The organism is Methanocella sp. MCL-LM, from assembly GCF_049676595.1.
GTDB lineage: Archaea > Halobacteriota > Methanocellia > Methanocellales > Methanocellaceae > Methanocella_A.
In genome coordinates this window covers 3,585,988-3,606,440 of sequence record NZ_CP187259.1, presented here as the reverse complement: position 1 = coordinate 3,606,440, position 20,453 = coordinate 3,585,988, and the positions used below count along the sequence as shown (strand labels likewise).

Annotated in this window: 22 protein-coding genes; 12 read left to right on the top strand and 10 right to left on the bottom strand. The window is 56.8% G+C overall.

Going from position 1 to position 20,453, the window contains the following annotated elements; genetic code table 11:
• Positions 1 to 13: 13 nt before the first annotated feature.
• The 4 genes from ACPLPM_RS18135 to ACPLPM_RS18120 all read left to right on the top strand — a co-directional run bounded on the left by ACPLPM_RS18135 (position 14) and on the right by ACPLPM_RS18120 (position 3,022).
• Positions 14 to 211, top strand: coding sequence for a 30S ribosomal protein S17e (locus tag ACPLPM_RS18135; RefSeq protein WP_424358177.1), 198 nt, complete (start codon positions 14 to 16; stop codon positions 209 to 211).
• Positions 211 to 1,188 (top strand): 4-hydroxy-tetrahydrodipicolinate synthase, encoded by a 978-nt coding sequence (dapA, locus tag ACPLPM_RS18130; RefSeq protein WP_424358176.1) that lies wholly within the window; start codon positions 211 to 213, stop codon positions 1,186 to 1,188. Before ACPLPM_RS18135 ends, dapA begins: the two co-directional genes overlap by 1 nt.
• A 19-nt stretch (positions 1,189 to 1,207) precedes the next feature.
• The gene (gene dapB / locus ACPLPM_RS18125; protein ID WP_424358175.1) at positions 1,208 to 1,981 is read left to right on the top strand and encodes a 4-hydroxy-tetrahydrodipicolinate reductase; all 774 of its coding nucleotides are present in this window, start codon (positions 1,208 to 1,210) and stop codon (positions 1,979 to 1,981) included.
• Positions 1,982 to 2,230: 249 nt separating this feature from the next.
• On the top strand, positions 2,231 to 3,022 hold the full coding sequence (locus ACPLPM_RS18120; protein WP_424358174.1) for a protease inhibitor I42 family protein: 792 nt from the start codon (positions 2,231 to 2,233) through the stop codon (positions 3,020 to 3,022).
• A 47-nt stretch (positions 3,023 to 3,069) separates the two neighbouring features.
• On the opposite strand, the gene ACPLPM_RS18115 is transcribed toward ACPLPM_RS18120, so the two are convergent.
• Entirely contained in the window at positions 3,070 to 3,570 is a 501-nt protein-coding gene (locus tag ACPLPM_RS18115; RefSeq protein ID WP_424358173.1) for a DUF1453 domain-containing protein, read from the bottom strand.
• A gap of 204 nt (positions 3,571 to 3,774) precedes the next feature.
• Here ACPLPM_RS18115 and thiI point away from each other — a divergent pair, with 204 nt between their 5' ends.
• Entirely contained in the window at positions 3,775 to 4,950 is a 1,176-nt protein-coding gene (gene thiI, locus ACPLPM_RS18110) for a tRNA uracil 4-sulfurtransferase ThiI (RefSeq protein WP_424358172.1), read from the top strand.
• 90 nt (positions 4,951 to 5,040) lie between these two features.
• On the opposite strand, the gene ACPLPM_RS18105 is transcribed toward thiI, so the two are convergent.
• The 4 genes from ACPLPM_RS18105 to ACPLPM_RS18090 all read right to left on the bottom strand — a co-directional run bounded on the left by ACPLPM_RS18105 (position 5,041) and on the right by ACPLPM_RS18090 (position 8,171).
• Entirely contained in the window at positions 5,041 to 5,253 is a 213-nt protein-coding gene (locus ACPLPM_RS18105) for a hypothetical protein (RefSeq protein WP_424358171.1), read from the bottom strand.
• Positions 5,254 to 5,276: 23 nt separating this feature from the next.
• Positions 5,277 to 5,681: a hypothetical protein gene (locus ACPLPM_RS18100; RefSeq protein ID WP_424358170.1), complete on the bottom strand. Its 405-nt coding sequence runs from the start codon at positions 5,679 to 5,681 to the stop codon at positions 5,277 to 5,279.
• A gap of 228 nt (positions 5,682 to 5,909) precedes the next feature.
• Entirely contained in the window at positions 5,910 to 6,902 is a 993-nt protein-coding gene (locus tag ACPLPM_RS18095; protein ID WP_424358169.1) for a radical SAM protein, read from the bottom strand.
• A gap of 435 nt (positions 6,903 to 7,337) precedes the next feature.
• Positions 7,338 to 8,171, bottom strand: a complete 834-nt coding sequence (locus ACPLPM_RS18090) for a methanogenesis marker 8 protein (protein ID WP_424358168.1) — start codon at positions 8,169 to 8,171, stop codon at positions 7,338 to 7,340.
• 190 nt (positions 8,172 to 8,361) lie between these two features.
• Here ACPLPM_RS18090 and ACPLPM_RS18085 point away from each other — a divergent pair, with 190 nt between their 5' ends.
• The 6 genes from ACPLPM_RS18085 (at position 8,362) to ACPLPM_RS18060 (ending at position 13,105) form a co-directional block, all read left to right on the top strand.
• The gene (locus tag ACPLPM_RS18085) at positions 8,362 to 8,541 is read left to right on the top strand and encodes a 4Fe-4S binding protein (RefSeq protein ID WP_424358167.1); all 180 of its coding nucleotides are present in this window, start codon (positions 8,362 to 8,364) and stop codon (positions 8,539 to 8,541) included.
• Between the two features lie 45 nt (positions 8,542 to 8,586).
• Positions 8,587 to 9,621 carry an aspartate-semialdehyde dehydrogenase gene (gene asd / locus ACPLPM_RS18080; protein WP_424358166.1) on the top strand — a complete coding sequence of 345 codons (1,035 nt, stop codon included), beginning with the start codon at positions 8,587 to 8,589 and terminating at the stop codon, positions 9,619 to 9,621.
• 433 nt (positions 9,622 to 10,054) lie between these two features.
• On the top strand, positions 10,055 to 10,591 hold the full coding sequence (locus tag ACPLPM_RS18075; RefSeq protein ID WP_424358165.1) for a carboxypeptidase-like regulatory domain-containing protein: 537 nt from the start codon (positions 10,055 to 10,057) through the stop codon (positions 10,589 to 10,591).
• 48 nt (positions 10,592 to 10,639) lie between these two features.
• Positions 10,640 to 11,554, top strand: coding sequence for a ribonuclease Z (locus ACPLPM_RS18070; protein WP_424358164.1), 915 nt, complete (start codon positions 10,640 to 10,642; stop codon positions 11,552 to 11,554).
• A gap of 91 nt (positions 11,555 to 11,645) precedes the next feature.
• Positions 11,646 to 12,536 carry an alpha/beta fold hydrolase gene (locus ACPLPM_RS18065; protein ID WP_424358163.1) on the top strand — a complete coding sequence of 297 codons (891 nt, stop codon included), beginning with the start codon at positions 11,646 to 11,648 and terminating at the stop codon, positions 12,534 to 12,536.
• A 77-nt stretch (positions 12,537 to 12,613) separates the two neighbouring features.
• A complete protein-coding gene (locus ACPLPM_RS18060) occupies positions 12,614 to 13,105 on the top strand; it encodes a DUF5806 family protein (protein WP_424358162.1) in 492 nt (163 codons plus the stop codon).
• Positions 13,106 to 13,706: 601 nt separating this feature from the next.
• On the opposite strand, the gene ACPLPM_RS18055 is transcribed toward ACPLPM_RS18060, so the two are convergent.
• The 4 genes from ACPLPM_RS18055 to ACPLPM_RS18040 all read right to left on the bottom strand — a co-directional run bounded on the left by ACPLPM_RS18055 (position 13,707) and on the right by ACPLPM_RS18040 (position 18,595).
• Positions 13,707 to 14,927, bottom strand: a complete 1,221-nt coding sequence (locus tag ACPLPM_RS18055) for an MFS transporter (RefSeq protein WP_424358161.1) — start codon at positions 14,925 to 14,927, stop codon at positions 13,707 to 13,709.
• Between the two features lie 742 nt (positions 14,928 to 15,669).
• Positions 15,670 to 16,872 (bottom strand): MFS transporter, encoded by a 1,203-nt coding sequence (locus ACPLPM_RS18050; protein ID WP_424358160.1) that lies wholly within the window; start codon positions 16,870 to 16,872, stop codon positions 15,670 to 15,672.
• Positions 16,869 to 17,642 carry a sugar phosphate isomerase/epimerase family protein gene (locus tag ACPLPM_RS18045; RefSeq protein ID WP_424360013.1) on the bottom strand — a complete coding sequence of 258 codons (774 nt, stop codon included), beginning with the start codon at positions 17,640 to 17,642 and terminating at the stop codon, positions 16,869 to 16,871. Before ACPLPM_RS18045 ends, ACPLPM_RS18050 begins: the two co-directional genes overlap by 4 nt.
• Positions 17,643 to 17,644: 2 nt before the next feature.
• The gene (locus ACPLPM_RS18040; RefSeq protein ID WP_424358159.1) at positions 17,645 to 18,595 is read right to left on the bottom strand and encodes an AAA family ATPase; all 951 of its coding nucleotides are present in this window, start codon (positions 18,593 to 18,595) and stop codon (positions 17,645 to 17,647) included.
• A 441-nt stretch (positions 18,596 to 19,036) separates the two neighbouring features.
• Between ACPLPM_RS18040 and ACPLPM_RS18035 the strand changes: the two genes are divergently transcribed.
• Complete coding sequence (locus ACPLPM_RS18035) at positions 19,037 to 19,636, top strand: hypothetical protein (RefSeq protein ID WP_424358158.1); 600 nt, start codon at positions 19,037 to 19,039, stop codon at positions 19,634 to 19,636.
• 1 nt (position 19,637) lies between these two features.
• Here ACPLPM_RS18035 and ACPLPM_RS18030 read toward each other — a convergent pair whose 3' ends face one another.
• A complete protein-coding gene (locus ACPLPM_RS18030) occupies positions 19,638 to 20,405 on the bottom strand; it encodes an anaerobic ribonucleoside-triphosphate reductase activating protein (protein ID WP_424358157.1) in 768 nt (255 codons plus the stop codon).
• Positions 20,406 to 20,453: the final 48 nt, after the last annotated feature.

The window sequence follows — 20,453 nt, the reverse complement described above, 5'->3', positions numbered from 1 at the left end:
AAGGAGGTAGACCATGGGAAGTATCAGGCAGACTTATATCAAGAGCACCACCGATGCCCTGCTGAGGCAGTACCCGAGCGAGTTCGGTACCGACTTCACTGCAAACAAGGCGAAGGTAGAACAGCTTGCGTCCGTCCAGACTAAGGAGCTCAGGAACCGCATCGCTGGCTACGTGACCAGAAAAATGGCATCCAAAGGCAGGAAGAAGTAATGAAGCTTAAGACGCTCAAGGGCGTTTATCCTGCCCTTATTACTCCTTTTAGAAAGGACGGCAGCATCGACGAAGAGGGCTTCCGGCGCAACATAGACTACGTCATCGAAGGTGGCGTGGACGGTATCGTGCCCTGCGGGTGCACGGGCGAAGCCGCGACCCTGCGGTTCGAGGAGCAGAAAAAGCTGCTCGAGATCGCCGTCGATCAGGTCGACAGGAACAAGCGTAAAGTACCTGTCATCGGAGGCTCGGGCTCCAACAACACTCAGGAAGCGCTGGAGTTGACCCAGTATGCCAAAGAAGCCGGAGCAGCCGCTGCCATGCTGATCACACCTTATTATAACAAGCCCATGCCTGCCGGGCAGATCCTCCACTACAGGACTATCGCGGCGAAAGCCGAAATGCCGATCATCCTCTACAATGTCCCCGGAAGGACCGGGACCAACATGCTTCCCGAAACGATAGCCGAGCTGGCAAAAGACGAGTTCATCATCGGCGTCAAGGAGGCCAGCGGCAGCATGGAGCAGATCGAGAAGATCATCGAGCTCACCCGCGGCGGCAAAAAGAAGTTCACAGTGCTCTCGGGTGACGACAACATTACCCTCCCGGTTATGGCTATGGGCGGCAAGGGCGTCGTGTCCGTGCTGGCCAACATCATGCCGAAGGAAATGTGCACGATGGTCAAGTACTACGACGAGGGCAACCACGAGAAAGCGATCGACTTGTACTACAAGATCGCTCCGATCATGAAAGCCATGTTCCTCGAGACCAACCCGATACCCGTGAAGGCAGCGGCCAACATGATGGGCATCGCCGCGGGCTCGCTGAGGCTGCCTATGACCGAGATGGCTCCGGAGAACCAGAAGAAGCTGAAGGGCCTGCTCGAGGCTTACGGCGTAAAGCTCGGCGGCAAAGTGGCCGTAAAGGCGGCTCCTGTCAAGAAGCCCGCGGCTTCGGCTAAGCCAGGCAAGAAGTAAGCAAACGAGTTGAATTCCCATGGTCATCAAAGTGGCAATCACCGGCATCAACGGCCGGATGGGCACGATGATCTCCGACACTGTGCTGGCCCAGCCAGACATGGAGATCGTCGCCGGCTTCGATTTAGTGGCAGGCAAGAAAGTAGGCAAGATCGCAGTCTCCAGTGTCTCCGATATCGACGCGGTGCTGAAAGCGGCGAAGCCCGACGTCCTCATCGACTTCACTGTCGCTTCGGCAGCGGTGAACAACGTCAAGGCCTCAGCGGCCAACGGCGTCAACGTCGTTGTCGGTACCACCGGCTTCGACGAGGCGCAGAAGGCAGAGATGACGAAGGCGATCGAGGCAGGCAAGATTCGCGCCATCATCTCCCCAAACTACTCCTTCGGCGTCCAGGTCTTCCTGAAGCTCCTCCGGGAGGCGGCGAAGAACCTCGGGGACAGCGACATCGAGATCATCGAGGCACACCACAACAAGAAGAAGGATGCTCCCAGCGGTACGGCGTTAAAGGCGGCGGACGTCATCTCCTCTGCTTTGGCGGAGAAGCCTAAGTACGTCTACGGCCGGGAAGGAGTCGCTCCCCGGACCCCGGGCGAAATCGGCATCCACGCCGTACGAGGCGGCGACATCGTCGGGGATCACACCGCCTTATTCGCCTGCGACGGCGAGCGGATCGAGATCAGGCACCAGCTCCACTCCCGGCAGGCGCTGGCCTCGGGCGCGGTCAAGGCAGCCAGGTGGATCGTCTCCCGGGCCCCGGGCATCTATTCGATGGACGACATGTTCAAAGAATAATGTCGGCGACATGTTCAAAGAATAATGTCGGCGACATGTTCAAAGAATAATGTCGAATACTGCGCTCGACAATAGACGGCGCCAGTGGCGCCTCCATTATTTTTTAAGATCAGGCCGTCTCGGGCCTTTTCCGGATAATTTTTTCCCACCCCGTTTCAAATTTGATATTATAATATTATAACTACAATTTTACTCGTAGTTTAAACAATAAATAAATATACTTGAGTCAGATATTCATACGGTGAGAGTTTGAACCATAAGACACTTTTTGCGATTACTATCTCTCTAATCGCTATCGCCGCAATTGTTGCGGGATGTACGACTCCGACAGCCACTCCCACGCCCACCCCTGCGGCGACGCCCGTTCCGACGGACGTCCCGGGCAACGACGTGGTACCCGCAGCTTCCTTTGACCAGGCATACAACGGCCACACAGTCCAGGCAGAGCCGGGAACGACCTTTAACATTACCCTGGCCGAGAACCCCACCACGGGCTACTCCTGGAACTGGACCCTGACTCCCGGCCTCGAGCTCGTTAACGACACCTACGTAGCCAATGAGAGCGGCTTAATCGGTGCCGGCGGCGTTCACACCTGGGTGCTCAAGATGACCGGTAACGATACCCAGACCTTTAGCGCCATCGAGAAGAGGCCCTGGGAACCCGTCTTCGGCAACGAGACCACCTACTCGCTCAACGTCACCCCGACTATCGGCGACGTTAACATGATGACCTACACCGAGGCGAACGATAACCAGACCGTCACTATGGCTAAGGGCGACACAGTCGCGATCGTGCTGAGCGAGAACCCCTCTATCGGGTACAGGTGGACTGTGAATGCCACCAGCGGGCTGACTGTTAAGGATCTGGGCTACGCCAACAACGCGTCCAAGCCTGGCGTGATCGGCGCCGCGGGCACCCGCACCTTCCAGGTCACTGCTACGGGCGATGGCAACCAGACCTTCAGCGGCGTCTACAAGCAGGCATGGATGCCGGCGACGGCCACTGACAAGACCTATACGCTAAACATCGTGATTAGCTGATCTGACTAGCCATATGTCACATGGGGCGCTTTGCGCCCCTTTCTTTTTTACTTTTGTTCATTCTGCTTCTGCAGCTGCATAAGCCGGTAGAACACGTAGCCTCTGCGAGCGATCAACATGCCCAGCGTCAGGGCAAGAAACGCAGAAGTCAGCAGATTCATATCGATCACGCCCGTGCCAGCCATCAGGTCTTTACCGTATACCTTGACGAGTAGAATGGCGGCCCAGATGCCCGCTGCGAGCACCGACCCTCTCATCTTCATCGAGCCGTCGGCGTCGATCTTCAGGTGCATGCGGGAAGCGATGAGCAGGCCTGCCGCCACGCCGGCTGCAAAGCCGATCAAGATGAGCAGCCAGGCGATGGGGCCGGCGCCCGGCTCCGGCGTGAGCACCGGTGCCGTAACCAGCAGAAGCAGGGCTGGCATCAGGATCATTGACAAGGGGCGAACCCTGCGCTCTCGTAGCTGCAACAACAAGATGATAACGATGAACACGAGAAAAATCGAACTACCGATGAATACGTCTCCGCCTTGAATGTTATAGTCCATACCATTCACAACGCGGGTTAAGGCCATCTGAGCATTTATTCTCTCCGGTGCCTCGGGCCTCGGCATGAGCTTTCAGGAGCACTGTTATTTCTGCACGAAAGTACTATTCAGTGCGCTGAAAATATACGGCAGTAGATCATTAGATACGTCTGGATGGCGCCGCACAGGACTGGCGCTCTCAGGCATTCTCACGAGGTTACTATCATGGATTTCGACATAGTCATCGTCCGGTACGGCGAAATCGCCATCAAGAGCGAGCAGATCAGGAGGAAATTCGAAGACCTCCTAATCCAGAACCTCAAAGCCATGCTCGACCAGGACCAGGTTAACTACGAGGCGATCGTCAAGGAACGGGGCCGGATATTTGTGAAGACAAAGGATCCCCGGGCTCCGCAGTCTGTCGCTAAAGTCTTCGGTGTGGTCTCGTGTAGTCCTGCCATAACCACCGGGCCGACGATCGCCGAAGCCTGCGCAGTGGCGGCGGACGTAGGTAAAGAGGTCATCCGGGACGGCCAGTCCTTCGGCATCATGGGCCGCCGCTCCGGGGGAACAGAGCAGGGCTTCACCTCCCAGGACATAGGCCGCCTGTGCGGCGACGCCGTGTTCGAGGCGGTAAAGGAAAGGAAACCGACGGTGAACCTGAGAAACCCCGACCACGCCATCCACGTAGAGATCAGGGACACCGCGTCCTACATCTTCACCGATATGGTGAAAGGCGTGGGTGGCATGCCGATAGGCAGCCAGGGGAAAATGGTGGCGCTGGTCTCAGGAGGCATCGACTCCCCGGTGGCCGCGTGGCTCATGATGAAGCGGGGCTGCGAGATCATCCCCCTGTACATGGATAACACCCCGTACCTGGGCGAAGACGCGAAGAATAAGACTATCGACATCGTCCGCAAGCTCCACGAGTGGGCGCCGGGCCACGAGATGAAGATGTTCATCGCCCCCCACGGCCGCAACCTCGCCGAGTTCATGCAGAAGGGCAACAAAAAATACACCTGCGTGTTCTGCAAGCATCTCATGTACAAAGTAGCCAGAGCCGTCGCGGAAAAGGAGGGCGCCCACGGCATCATCACCGGCTCGTCGCTGGGCCAGGTCGCTTCCCAGACCTCCGAGAACATGATGGCCGAAGCTTACGACGTTGATTTCCCTATTTACCACCCGCTGATCGGCCTCGACAAAGAGGAGATCATGACCATCGCAAAGAAAATCGGCACTTACGACATCTCCATCCGGAAGGCCGGAGGCTGCATGGCCGTGCCGAAATACCCGTCTATCCACGGCCGGCTGGAAGAAGTGGTCAGGATGGAAAATGAGCAGTTCGAGTTTGATGAGTTAGTAAACTATGAAGTGGAAAACGCCAGGACCGTCGATATTTAGGACCGGTATTGTGGGACGGCCCGTGGCGTACCGCCGTAAAATGGCAGGCCGCCATTATGGCGACCCGCCATAAGCAAGCGGCAAAACTGTCTAGTTCAGGTTGCCATAGCAGGCAACCAGCACCTGCTCGTTGTGCAACCTGAGCATTCTGCGGAACCAGGAGGCATCGTGGTTGTGGCTGTATTCCGCACTGTATAATCGGATCGCGACCGCGAACTCTGCGGGCCCGATCTGGGTTGCGGGCCCGATCAGTTCCTCGTCGTAGCAGTCGTTGTCTTCGTAAATCTCTGTAGTGTGTGCCATCGTATCCCTGTTTTTTATCTGTTTCAGCTTTCCATCGCTGCCGTGCCGGCTTTCGCCGCCTCTACGTCCCAGCGGATCTCCTCGGCGACCGACCTGCGCATGCAGGCGATCGTGTCGATCCAGTCGAAGACGTGCTCTCTGAGCATGGTGTCCTGGATGCGCTCTGCTTCTGCTTCCATCTCGTGCAGGCTGTTCATTACTTCGGCCAGCTCTGCGAGAGCGTGTTCCCTGTACATGGATCTCCAGTTGCCTCCGATAGCTCCGGTGATGCGCATCATCCGGGACAGGCGGATGAATAACCTGCGGTACTTGGGTAGCTGTACCCTGTCAGCTACGTACTCCCCGTAAGTCCACAGTTTCTCCACCGAATCGTACGAATAATACTCGTCTTCGTCAGGCATGTCAGGCTCGATCCTGAACAGGTCCATTTTAAACACCATCCCTCCGTTTTATTACCATATTTAACCAGTTCAGAATGGTACCGGCCTCAAATATGTTACCCGGGCACGTAGCAGGCCCGGCCAACAATAACTGCAATTAAGCCGGGAATAGTCCTGACGTATCCGCGGATTCCGCGGGAGGACGGCAAAACGGTGGACACATAAAGACGTGCTGCGCCCCCGTTTCCTTTTTATCACGGGCCTGATGCGCTAAATTTACAGATCTATCAGCGGCGTGACGTCGCACCCGGTGCACGGCACGCACCCGGTAAGGGCTTTTCTGGTATCCAGCCCGTGCTTCTCAAGGATGCGGCGGTGCTCCGAGGCGAGCTTCAACAGCCTGGCAGCGCTCACCGGCTCGACCTTGATCTCCCCGGCCCGGAGCGGGTGAGGGTTGGTCTTCCGCAGTATGGGGATGACGCCCTTGCTGGCGAGCATCTCCATACCCTCGACGACTGTCTCGTCCGTCTCGCCCATGCCGATCAGTATATTGGAGAAGACGTGGTTGCGGCCGAAGACGTATACCGCATGCTCCAGAGACTTAACTATATAGTCGAAGGACAGGCCAGGGCAGACCTTCTCAAAGAGTTCCCTGTCTACGGTCTCCACGTTGTACTTGACCTCCGCGGCGCCGGCCTCTTTGAGCCGCTCCGAAGAATCGTCCGTGGCGTAGATCGATACTCCGATGGGGATATCTCTGCCGTCCAGCTCCTTTTTGATCAGCCTCACGACCCGGGTGATTCTCTCCGCCTCTTCCTCCGGCGTAGTCCAGACTCCGGAAGTGATGGAAATGGCGGCCAGCTCCGGGCTCTGCATGCCCTGCCTGACCAGCTCCAGGACCTCTTCGTCCGACTTGATCTTTCCCTGCAGCTTTGGGACAGAGCAGAACTTACAGTCGAACACGCATCGCTCGCTGACGGTCACGTACACCTGCTCCGGGCAGTGGGAGATAGCCTGCTCCAGCCTCCCCCTGGCGTACTCTTTGCCGTCTGCGAAAATGGTGACCATATCGCCCTTCAGGGTGGCGCTGAACTTAGACTCCTGGCGAACGCCCAGCCTAACCCTGTGCCCGTCGATGTTGACGAAGATGGACTCCAGGCCGGCGCCCGGGCCGGCCGTAGACCTGCTCTTGTACGGCAGGAAACTATCGTCGACTGTGGTGCCTCCGATTTCGATCAGCTCGGCCTTCTTCTTCACGGATTCATCCATCTCGGGGTCTCCGCGGTGGTATAAGCTCTCAACTAAGATGAACTTTTAGTTTATGGCAAGATTGTCGGCTGAAACTTCTCGTGCGGGTGGTCACCTTTGCCACGAGCGAAAGACTTAACTATTGTTAAGTGAATGTGGGTGTGGTGAAACATACCGTGAGGGATCGTTTTTGCCTTTACCCGCAGTAGCCGGGAACTGCCTGTATCGGCTAAACGTGATTAGAGGGCGCTTCAGCTTCAAGGACGCCCGACAGAGCCTGTACGGGCTCAACCCGGGGGTGCAGGACAACTAAAAACGTTTCCTTAACGCTGTCGTGACTCAGGCAGCACCGCCACAGGGTCGCCTCCTCGGGCGATCTCACTCTATACGCTGACGCCGGGCATTGCCGCAACCAGCCCGGCATTAGTCAGCCACCATTACTTCTCAGAAAAAAATTTACAATAACTTATCCGGCTGGGGGGCGTTCGGGTTGGCTTTGATCTCTTTCCCGGTGAACTTGATGCGCTCCTCGATCAGGCGGGTGCCTCTCTCCGAGATGCCGAACATCGGCACGGAGTCGCCGACCTTGTATACATTGCATTTGACGGAGTACTCTCTGATGAACTTCGAGGCGCAGCCCGTGGCTATGTCGGCGTACTTGTAGACCAGATCGGCCTCCTTCTCCGGCATGCCGGTGGTGTGCACCACGAAGGTGTAGATGTTTACGCCGGGGTGCTGCTGCTCTATCTCTTTCATCTCCCTGGCTCCGGTGCCGTCGATGATGGAAACTGCGATGTTCTTGTAGCCCATGGCGATGGCCTTCTTCACGCCAGCGACCTGATCGATCTTAGCGGTAGCCGGATCGACGACGTTCTGCCTGCCCACCTTCTCGATGACCTCCGGGATGGGGGTGGTGCTGACCAGGCCCGATACCCTGCCGCCGATGCCCTGCACCATCTCCGGGTCTGTAACGACCAGGGTGCCGGTGCCTTCGCAGACGATGACTGCCGCGTCGACCAGCTTCTTCACCATGGCGGTGCAAACGATCTCCGAAACGCCGAAGGAGAGGAAGTCCTTCATCTTCAGCACCCGGCCAGGTGTGCACATGCCGAAGTCCTCGATACGGAACTGGATATTCTTCGCAATGGTCTCCTTGTCAAGCTTCTTGATGCCCCGGTGCTTGTCGAAGATGGGACAGTAGCTGATCTGTGGCTCTCCTACCTCGACGACTTTGCCGTCTCTGACTACTATGCGGGCCCTGCCCAGGCCTTCGATGACGTGTTCGTCCATTTTTGTTCCTTCCAGATATGATTTTGAAATATGTTATAGTGGTCTCTTTTCTTACATATGCTTACCCGTGCGAGAGGGCTGGAAAATCCCCCGTGCTACGCGCTTGTTGCGGCAACAGCCGCAACCAGAAAATGTTTAAGTACGATGGCAAACTTAGTTTTACTACATTTAACCGGAGGATATACTCTTCATGCCAGCAAAAGTCGATAAAGAAGCATGTGTCGGATGTGGAACGTGTGTGGATGCCTGCCCCGAGGCAGCCATCGAGATGGACGACGAGTTCGCCAAGGTAGACGAGGCCCGGTGCAACGAGTGTGCATCGTGCGTCGACGCTTGCCCTACCCAGGCCATCAAGGTCGAAAAGAACTAATATAGATTGGCTATATACAGTAATTTTATACTGGTGAGCGTTTAAATGATTAAAGTCGGAATACTAGGGGCCACAGGGAACGTAGGCCAGCGGTTTATCCAGCAGCTGGCAGGCCACCCGTGGTTCGAGATCACGGCCCTCGCCGCCTCTGAGAGGAGCGCGGGCAAGCCTTACGAGCAGGTCGCGAAATGGCGGCTGGACACCGATCTTCCAGAGGAAGTCAGGGAGTTAACCGTAGTCCCGACTAAGCCCGAGGCCGTGGACGCTGACATAGTATTCTCGGCGCTCCCTGCGGAAGACGCGATCAAGATCGAGGCCGACTTTGCCAAGGCCGGCATGATCGTCTGCTCGAACGCGAGCTCGCACCGCATGGAGAAAGACGTCCCCCTGGTGATCCCGGAGGTCAACCCCGAGCACCTGGGCCTCATCGACGTCCAGAAGAAGAAACGCAAGTGGGACGGTGCCATTATCACCAACCCCAACTGCAGCACCATCATGATGGTAGTCACCCTCAAGCCGCTCATGAAGTTCGGCCTCGAGAACATCCACGTGTCCACGATGCAGGCGGTCAGCGGCGCAGGCTACGAGGGAGTGCCCTCGATGGCGATCATCGACAACATGATCCCCTACATCGGCAGCGAAGAGGGCAAGATGGAAACCGAGGCGCTGAAACTTTTAGGCGACTTCGACGGCAAGCAGGTCAAGGACGCGCCCTTCTGGGTCAGCGCCGCCTGCCACCGCGTGGGCGTCCTGGACGGCCACACCATGTCCATCTGGGCCAGGTTCAACAAGAAGGTCACCCCCGAGAAGGTCAAGGACGCTTTCCTCAAGTTCGACCCGAAGCTGTCGGACCTCCCGACTTCCCCTAAAAAGGCGATCATCGTCCGGGAAGAGCCGGACAGGCCCCAGCCCCGCATGGACCGCATGCAGGGTAACGGCATGAGCATATCCGTCGGCCGCATCAGAGCCGGCAAAGCAGACGCCATCCAGTACGTGTGCATGGGCCACAACACCATCCGCGGCGCCGCCGGCGCCAGCGTGCTGAACGCGGAATTACTGAAGAAGAAGGGCTACCTGTAAGCCCTTTTATCTCTTTTTTATCATTTTTCAAGAACTGGCTGCTTCGGTTCAGCGACTCAGCAACACGAACGCTGCGCTGTGCCAGGATCACAGATTACGACAGATTGCACGGATTACACAAATGGGTATTGGATAAAAAATGAAGAGGAAGCAATTATTTTCTTCTCAAGTGGTATCTGTGCAATTTGTGCCATCTGTCAGAATCTGTGTCTCTGGCACAGCGCAGCGTTCGTCCACGTTCACGCCACATAAGCAAGGCTGTTAGACTCCCGGCACTTTTTGTTTAAAACCAAAGTTTCCTGCCCCCTGCCTACCAGCGCTCTGATGCCCGGGCTCATGTGGAATAAGGCCTATACTTTGGAACGGTTTTCTTTTATATGGCCGCATAAACAGTGGATTGCTCTTTTATATATGGCCTGCCAATCCACTAAATATGAGGGCAGCGATAGCCGTAGTACTCATTTTATCCCTGCTGGCAGCTCCGGCTATGGCTCAGCAAGGCACCATCACCGGCGTGATCACCACCGGCAACCGGCAGGCTGTGCCCGATGCACTGGTGACGCTATACGATATGGAGGGGAACTTCGTCTTCGTGCCGGACAACCCCCAGTTCAGCAGCAACGGGACCGGCAACAACGTCGGCGTATACACTTTTTACGATGTGCCTCCCGGCCTTTATAACGTCACAGCGGTGAAAGGGGATAGCGAGTTCTTTGCCATCGCCGAACTGTACAGCGGCACGGCTTCCCATAACATCGTGCTGGCGGACTACTTCGTCACCCCGGAAGACTTCGTACCGCCAGAGGCGCCGGTGGAAGGGCCTGAGCTCGAACAACCCCGGCAATACTTCACCTTCGTGCCGGCCACTTTTGGCAAGGTGAAATCGTCCGCGGCTGTCGTGACTTATCCGTTCAGCCGGGCGGCGGCCGCCTCTACGGCGTACGCACTACTGCTGGGCGGCAGCCGCTAAGGTAGGACATAATCATTATATCTTTTGTAAGCCAGATATCAACCCGGCATGCTAAAGATCATCTTTCTGGGCACCGGCGGCTCGATACCTACTCCTAACAGGGGAATGCCTTCCATCATGATCCTGCGGGAAGGCGAGAGGCTACTATTCGACTGCGGGGAGGGCACCCAGCGCCAGATGATGAAAGCCAGATCAGGCTTCATGGACATCGGCTCCATGTTTTTGACGCATTTCCACGCCGACCACACTCTCGGCATTCCCGGCCTGCTCCAGACTATGAGCCTGCAGGGCCGGACTGAACCGTTGTACATCTACGGCCCCGACTACGTGGAAGAATACTGCGGCCTGCTGAGCAGGTTGGGCTACCTGAACCTGGGCTTCCAGGTCATCGCCCGTCGCCTCAGCCACGGCGATGTGATCAAGTTCAAAGGCTACTCCGTCGAGGCGTTCAGGACCTTCCACAGCGTCCCAAGCCTGGGCTACGCCTTAAAAGAAGACCCCAAGCCGGGCCGGTTCAACAAACCCAGAGCCCTGGAGCTCGGCATCCCCGAAGGACCCCTGTTCTCAAAGCTCCACCGGGGAGAAGCCGTCGTAGTCAACGGCCGGACGATCACCAGCGAAGAAGTCGTCGGCCAGGCCAGGCCAGGCCGGACCATCGTCTATACCGGAGACACCGTGGCATCAGAAAACTTCCTGCCCCGCCTCAAAGACGCAGATGTCTGGATCTCCGAGTCCACCTTCGGAGACGACATGGTCTCCAAAGCCGAGGAAACTTTACATTCGACAGCCGGCACAGTCGCCGAACTAGCGGCGAAGGCCGGGGTCAAGCAGCTAGTGCTGACCCATGTCAGCTCCCGGTACTCGACAGACACGGCGCCTTTGCTGGAGGATGCCAAAAAGAAGTTCGAGAACGTCCTCGTAGCGGAGGACTTCACTGAAATAGAGATACCCATGGTCGAGTAACCAGACCTGTCGGACTTCGCCCTGCAACGATCGTAAAAACAAGTGCAGCCTGTTATCTGAAAAGAAAATGACATCTGACTGTGATGTGATCATGGTCTCTTATAAAACGCAGAAAGTAGACGGCCTCGATATTTTTTACCGCGAGGCAGGCTCACCGGATTCGCCAGCGATAGTGCTGCTCCACGGCTTTCCCACCTCGTCCCACATGTTTCGTAACCTCATGCCGGCCCTCGAAGATCAGTTTCATCTGATCGCCCCTGACTACCCGGGATTCGGGAACAGTTCGATGCCTCGTGTCGGCGATTTTGATTATAGCTTCGACAACCTCGCAGTGGTTATGGAGAAATTTCTGCAGGCTTCAGGCTTACAAAAGTATAGCCTGTACTTGATGGACTACGGTGCACCTATCGGCTTCAGAATTGCAGCAGATAATCCTGAGCGGGTGGAGACGCTCATCATCCAGAACGGTAACGCCTACGAGGAGGGCCTGCGGGAATTCTGGGACCCTCTGAAAGCCTACTGGAAGGACCGGACGCCGGATAACGAAACAGCTCTGCGGAAGTTCCTGACTCCGGAAGCTACCAGGTGGCAGTACATCAACGGGGTGAGAAACGTCGAGGTGATCAGCCCGGACTGCTGGAACATGGACACGTTTTTCCTGAACCGCCCGGGTAACGACCAGATACAGCTCCAGCTGTTCTACAGCTACAGGACTAATCCTCCCCTGTACCACACCTGGCAGGCGTACTTCCGGCAATACCAGCCGCCCACGCTCATCGTATGGGGTAAGAATGACACGATCTTCCCTGCGGAAGGCGCTTATCCCTACAAGCGGGACCTTAGGGACGTGGACTTCAACCTGCTCGACACGGGCCACTTCGTGCTGGAGGAGGATTGTAGAGTCGTTGCAGACCACATACGAGGGTTTATTGGAAAACGGCTGGGAGCCAGCGCAACGGCTTCGAAGGCGGAGGCCCGATAGGCATCTCACAGCCGGCGCGTTTCATAGGGGATGAGGCAGGGGAAGGTTTATTATCGCCCATCTCTCTTTCTTCATCTATGCCCGAAGGTGCCGGCACCCCGGAAAAATATTGGCGGTTCCAGAAGTTCGACCGCAAGAAGTACACCGAGGTCAACGATACCCTGAAAGAGCTGACGCACCTGACCGCGAGAGAATGGGCGATCGCCCGGCTGTGCGCCGACTTCAAGGACCGGGGCCGGTCCCAGATGACCTGGATCGGTGAGAACCTGCCCGAGTTAGTCCCGTTCATGAACGAGAAATACGCCCGGCAGGACGTCGCTTCGGCCGAGGCCGCCTTCAAGCGAAAGGTCGTCCGGTCCGGGACCACGTTTTTCTACGCCTACTACGCAGGCTTAATCTCGCTGGACGAGATGCTCGAGATGGTCCAGGGCATCATCCGTAACATCGAGGAGCTGAAGCGCATCGAGGGCAGCGATCCAGTGGCAGATGAAACCAGCGCCGACGTCCAGGTGCTCATGGCCGAGACGCTAAAACGCATCACGGATAAGCTCAAAGAGGTCGAGCAGTAAATCTCCAACCGGAACTCGGATGTTCTGACCATGGCGACACGGCTCCTTATTATGACTACTGGAACCTAGAGATTCTAACCACGACGGCTCGGCGACACAGAGACAGAGCGAGAAGCGATGGCTGGATGGTTATTTGAACCACGACGGCACGGCGACACAGAGACAACCCGTACCTGAATAATAAGGCTCCTTTTTTATTGATTCACGGCGGCACGGCGAGCTGACGGCAAGGAGACAATCCTTCAATGTTACCGACAATGTCTCAAATTTTCTAAAAATTCTTGATTGACTCATGTGCGTGAAGGCTATCGATCCTGAATTTTACTATAAAATCGGGACACGCTCTTGATACCAGGTTGGAGACCCGGGAATCACTACAGAAAGTAGTTTACCGGTCATGTGATCATAAGGATATACTGAAACACCTGGCCAGTAACCGATTTTTGGTTAAGGGGCTGTCTCCGTGTCGTCGTGGACTAAAAGGAGTACCCTGTTAGGCGTCGCATTGTTGCTGTGTCGCTGTGCCGCTGTGGTTCCAGTTACCACCTGGTTGTTGTAGATCGCATTATTGCTGTGTTGCTGTGCCGCCGTGGTAACAACGCTATTGTCTTACCACTGGAGCTACCGCTTCTACTTTCACTTTATCCGGGGGCAGCATTGCCGCTATAAGCCCTGCGATGACGAGTATCAGGATCAGCGACAGGATGGCGTCGAACCGGCCGAGGTAGTCGGAGATCATGCCCGTCACTAAGACTAGCAGGCCGCCTATGCCGTTGGCGAAGCCCAGCGTGAGGCCGCCGGCCATGCCCTGGCTCCGGGGCAGCATTTCCTGGGCCTGCAGCGTCGTCGGGGAGATGGACGCGTAGACCAGGCCGCCGGCTATTACGATCAAAGGCCAGACCAGGATGTCCGGGGCGATGAAGGTCAGGAAGAAGAACGGCGCGGCAGCCAGCAGCGTCGGTACGGTGACTTTCTTTTTGCCCCAGCGATCTGCAGCCCAGCCTCCGATGATGCCGCCGATGGCATCGGCCAGTATAAACAGGAACAGGGTTATGGCGTACCCGATGCCGGCGATGTCGTAGCCGAGCAGGGTCCATCCCTGGAAGTGGCCGTGCATGTAGTAGATGGGAATGAACGTGATCATGCCCATGCAGACCCACGCTCTCAGCGAGACCACCGTGATCAGCGTAGTGAGCGGGCCCTTTACCGTTTTAAAACTGGCGAAGAGCGTCTTCAGGTCCAGGGTGCTCTGCCTGTCGACGTCCATTCTGGGTGCGTAGAGGTAGATCAGCAGGCCCACGATGATGCCCGGGGGAATCAGCCAGATCAGCGAGTGTACGCCGAAGATGGCCACGATGATGACTGCGATAAGGGGCATCAGCGAGTAGCCGATGTTGCCGCCCGCCATGAACAGGGACATGCCCAGGCCTTTGCGGTTGCCGCTCACTCTGGGCACCATGGCCGACGCCTGGGGGTGGTACATCGACGAGCCTATGCCTGCCAGGCCGACCATTATGACCAGCGCCATGTAGCCCGGCGCTTCCCCGAGGAGGCACATGCCCACGCTAACCCACGCCACGCCCAGCGCCGCAATCCACTTCTTGCCGTACTTGTCAGCTACGTACCCGAACACCGGCTGGATGAGCGTGGAGGTGACGGAAAAGACCGCCGTCAGCAGGCTGATCGCCGTGTCGTTCAGGCTGTACATGATGTAAAATACGGGTAACAGGGGCGGCAGCAGGTTCGCGTAGACGTCTACGGTAAAGTGGCCGAGAGCCAGCAGCATGACCCGGAAAGAGTCAAAAGCGCTATTGTTTTTCACGTCAGGCGTACAGGTATCCCTTCTTACAGTTTTTTTAGCATTGTGGCGGCGAAGGTATAAAAACTGTTTGTGCCAGCCGTTGGCATGCTGGCCAGAGACGCTCTGAGGCGGTGAGACAACAAAACGAACGCTGCGCTGTGCCGGAAACACAGATTGATTCGGTTATGGAAAGGGCGTTTTCAAGTGAAGCCCATGAAAAAATCTTCGGGAGGTCCGAGAGTTCCCGGGAGTATGTGAGGATTTTTAAAGTGGGAGGTTTGAGAGGATAAGGAGGTTGGAGGGGAGGTCGGAGAGTATGGAAAGGTTAGAGAGGATCGTTTCTAATGGTGATTCCCGGTTTCTAGGGGGTCAGGTACCGTTTACACGAAGTACACAAGGTACGCGAAGTACGCGAAGTTTTACTATAAGATCGGCTTGCAGTCAGCCTGTTTATCAGACTTCGTGTACTTCGAGTACTTCGTGTAAATGGTACGGGCACTCGTATAACAGGCTTCAGGAATTACCATTGATTTAATCCTCCCCGGCCTCCTCACTTACCCTCTCAGCACCTCCCACACGGAAATTTTCATGGAATACAGATTACACGGATTACACAGATGGCTATTGAATAAAAATGAAAGAGTATCTCGATCTATCTTGTTTCATACCGAGTAGCATCTGTGCAATCGGTGTCAATCGGTCGTAATCTGTGTTTCTGGCACAGCGCAGCGATCGTCAGCGTTCTAGAGCACCTAAACAAGTTCTATTTTGCGATCCGTACTCCGGCCTTCTCCGGCCTCACGTTTCCGGGCAACAGCAGGGCTATTAAGAATGCGGCGATCGGCAGCAGTACCAGGGAGAGCATACCGATGGAGATGCTGGTTGCGTCGGCTATGGCTCCTGTGACGGAGACTCCGAGGCCGCCTATGCCGATGGCAAAGCCGAGGATGATGCCGGAGGCCATGCCCTGGTTTTTAGGGATCAGCCCCTGGGCGATGAGGACGGCCGGGGAGAAGGAGGCCAGCAGCGCCAGGCCTGCCAGCGCGAAGAACCCCAGCTGCAAGAGATCGTGGGTCAGCAGAGCGCAGAGCAGCAGCGGCCCGGTTAGCATGAGCGTGGAAACAATGGTGAACTTGCGCCCGTAGCGGTCGGACATGGTGCCTCCGAGGAGGGTGCCTGCGGCTCCGCAGACCAGCATCAGCGACAGGGCCATGCTTGCCCATTCCTGGGACTCGTACTGGATCAGGTAGGACGGCAGGAAGGTGATCAGGCCGAAGAACAGCCACGCGCGCATGGTGACCACGCCGATGACTTTGGTCAGCGGCAGCGCGACCGATCTGATGTCCTGCCACAATTCTCTTATCGCAGGCTGAACCGCGGCCACAGGGGCTTCAGGAGCGTATCGCTGCAGGACGAAAGCCATGAGCAGGCCGGGTATGAAGAGCAGCATGACGCCGCCCAGTCCCCAGATTGCCGTGACGGGGACTACCAGAAGGGGCATGATCGCGTAGCCCAGGTTGCCGCCCGCCGAGAAGACGGACACGCCGAAGCCTTTGTGGTCGCCGCTGATGCGGGGCACCATGGCCGAGGCCTGGGGGTGGTACGCCGACGAGCCGAAGCCTGCCATTCCGACCAGGGCCAGAATCACGATGTACGAGCCCGTCGGGTCCAGGCCGAGGTAGCCCACGATGCCTATCATGGACATGAAGAAAGCGATCCACAGCACGCTGAGGGCCACCATCCACCGGCGCCCGTAGCGGTCCGCGAAGTAGCCGAAGACCGGCTGGATGATGCTCGAGGTGAACGTGAAAACGGTCATGATCAGGCCGGACAGCGTATAAGTCAGCCCGTAGGCCGCCTGCAGCAACGGCAGCAGCGGCGGGACGACGTTTGAGTAGCTGTCGTTGACCATGTGGCCCAGGGCAAGTACGGAGACCCTGAGCTTATCGAATTTTTTATCGCTCATTGGCTTTTCGCCTTCTGCTTCTTAACGAACTCAAGGCTGCGCCGCCCCTCTTCCAGGGTGCGGCCTTCGACCACGAGTGCGCCATTATAGTCTTTAAGCCCTTTAAAGACTTTCGACCAGTCGGCGGTGCCGTCGCCTACGGCGAGGTGCTCGTCAGCGGTGCCCTTGTTGTCGTGAATGTGAATGTGGTTGATACGCTTTGCCTCTTTCAGAAAAGCAGGGATGTTCTTAGTGGTGTTAGCGTGGCCGATGTCCAGCGTCGTTCCCAGGCTGTCGCTGCCTATGGTTTCGACCATGCCGAAGAGCTCGTCCGGTGTCCGGCACAGCAGCTTCTCCATGTTTGGCATGTTTTCCAGGCACAGGCGAACGCCGTGCTCTTCGGCGTGCGCTGCCAGAGCCCGGAGAGCCTCGATGTTCCTGTCCCAGGCTTTGTCCTTCATCTCGCTGCCCGGCGGGGACAAAGCTCCCGGGTGGACGACCACCGTATCAGTAAAGTCCGCCGATAGTTCCACGCATTGCTTGATCTGGCGGATGGTCTCGTTCCAGATGGGGTCGTTCAGCGACGCCAGGTTCAGGTCAGAAAAGGGGCCGTGAACCGTGATCCTCAAATTCGCGGTGCTGATGATGTCCCTGATTTCCGGCAGGGTCTCCGGGGTGATCTTCTGCTTTCCCTCGCTGACGATCTCCCAGCCTTCGTAGCCCATGTCTTCGAGGCCCGAGGCCCAGGAGAACTGGGAGTTAACCAGTCTGTAAGCGGAGAAGCTGAGCACGCTCAAAGGTCGATCTCCTCTACCGGCCGGCCTTCGGCTGTCCGGGGCGCGAGCCAGTCTATGATTAGCTCCGGCTCGTCGTCGACGATCGTCACGTCGATGCCGCCCAGCGCCATCTCGTGGTCCAGGAAGTTCACGTAGCCCATGAGGGCTGCCTGCTTGTTAAGCTGGAGCTCGATCTCGTTGCCCTTCTTGCCTGCGAACATGGATTTGCGGGCGGTGTCCAGGATCTTCTGCTGCCTGAGCAGGCCGTGCAGCTCCTCCAGCGTGGTAACTGTTCCTACCAGCTGGTCCACATAGCCTTCTTTCTGGATCAGCGTGAGTTTCGTGCCGGGGAAGATGTTCTCGACAGCCTGGCGGACCTTCTCCTCCAGCTCGGTCGGGAACAGCAGTGTCGAAACCGTGATCTCTATGCTCTCCTTCCTGATAACAGATCGAATTTCATTCTGGAATTTCTCGATCGGGTCCAGGTTGACTACAGACCTTGTTGCCGCCTCGATAGCAAGGCCCATGCCCCAGGACAGTTCTCTCTCGTCCCGCTGCTTCAGCCACTCCGGGGTGCCCTGGTCATCCGCTCTCATTCTCTTTCGCAGCCTGTCCAGCCGCAGTTCGAACGGGGCGTCGATCTTGACCAGGGTGAAGTTTTCACCGAAAGCCTTCCTGAATGTTTCGACTTCGGCGATGCCCCTGATGCCGTCGATGACGACGACCCGGGCGCCCAGCGCCTGAATCTTCGGGATGCAGCGCTTTGCGATGGCGTCCATGCCCTCGTCCTTGCGCAGCTGATTAGCGACTCCGCCCACGTTCTCGTCCGTCGGCGCCAGCCCCCTGTTCTTGACCTCTTCCCTGAGCACGTCTCCCATTATGATGACCGGGAGGCCCATGGACCGGGCGACGTCCGAGGCCACGGACTTGCCCGCCCCCGGCATACCCACGAACGCGATGACCTTCATGAAAATAATGCCTCTCTGTTTCTGCTGGATGTCTTAACTGGTTCTAGATAATAATACTTGTGTCCTCTTAAATTTCGGTGTGTGCTGCACTGCGAACTTCCTGCCCGGGCGATGCGTGACAACAACACGAACGCTGCGCTGTGCCAGGATCACAGATTCTGACAGATTACACCGATTTCACAGATGGCTACTGGATATATAATGTCGTATGGACAACAATTTTCTTCTCAAGTCGTATCTGTGCAATCTGTGGAATCTGTCAGAATCTGTGTTTCTGGCACAGTGCAGCGTTCGTTTTCCTTCACGGGCTCAGATACATAAAGCAGCAATAGTATTCACTACAGGCGCCTGTGTGGAAATTTTTCCGCCTCAGCGGGAATAAAAACGAAAAATTTTTGTCTGTTAAGCGGTAATTTATATCTCAGAAGGCTAGTGACTACCATGAGCAACGAAGAGATGATCCTGAGCACGATTAAAAAAGTATACGCCATCAGGGCGTCGATCGAGAAACGGACTGAAGAGCATCTCGCCGGTTCGCTGCCTGTGATCGGCTATATGCTGGTAGGGCTGGCCGGGACATCCCTGTCGAAGGACCAGGTAAAGGACGTCTCCGCATTTATCACGGCTACGTGTACGACGCCGGAGCGGCTGGCTGCCATGGATACGATCTCCGCCTTTAAGGCGAAAAACCGGGTACATCGCCCCATCATGGTCTGGCTGTCCTACGCATGCCTCTTTCTTCCTCTGGTACTGGTGGTCGCCGCAGAGGCTTATATGTACTACCAGGGCCTCTTCACGCAGCTTACCTACCTCGCCGTAGCCCTGCTGCTGGTCTTTGTGGCGCTGCTGGCCGGGCTGGCCCTCTTCTCAGTATTAAGCTATGACCCGGAGTACAGGCGGGAAATGATCGAGCACAAGCTGTGGAAACACATGAACGTGGAGTGCCAGAAGCGCAAGAAGCAGCAGTTGCACCTCCAGAAAAAGTCGGGACAGCCTTCGCTGCCGGCCGAGGCAGCGCCAGCTGTGGCGAATAATAAGTAATCTATTTTTGGGGGCGGACGATCTCGTCGCCCATCTCTCTCGTTCTATCTTTTACCGTCCTGATCTGGTCGCTCTTCACTAATCTGGCCAGTTCCATGAGCTCGTTTCTCGGTACAGCCTCAAGCTTTCTGATGTTTTCGTCCATGGCGATCTCCGGCCTCCCCTGCTGCAGCACATAGGCGTCGCAGGCGAGCTCAGCAGCGATGGCAGCGATCTCTTCCGGGGTATTAGAAATGCCGGCGAAGACCGTCGTCCGGACCTCGTAGTAGGCCAGTTTACCCTCGGAGCGGAACCCGTTGCAGAGCCTGACCGAGCCGTACACAGCGTCAGAAGTCTCTTTCCTGTCCGGCACCCCTGCCGCCCGCAGGTACTTCTCGGGCTCCGGGGGCGCTTTGACGTCCAGCAGGACCGCGTCCAGCAGGCCTTCTTCGACGAGCTTCCCGATCCTCTCAGGATATGCGCCGTTCGTCTGTATGCCTACCAGCAGGCCGAGGCTCTTCGCATGTGCCGCGATAGTCTCAAAGGCTGCAAACTGCATGAGCGGCTCCCCGCCGGAGAACACGACGCCGTCGATGAAATCCTTCGCTTTGTCGATCTCCGCGATGACTCTATCCGTGTCCGTCGGCTCGCCTGAGTCCGGCTCGATGAACTGGGGGTTAGCGCAGTACGGGCACCGGAACGGGCAGCCTTTCAAAAATATCGCGAGCACTACCTTGCCCGGCCAGTCCAGCGTGGAAGTGGGGATGATGTCCCCGAGATAGACCTGCATATCAGCATCACTTGCACATCGTCAGTAGAGAATACTACCATATCAGCA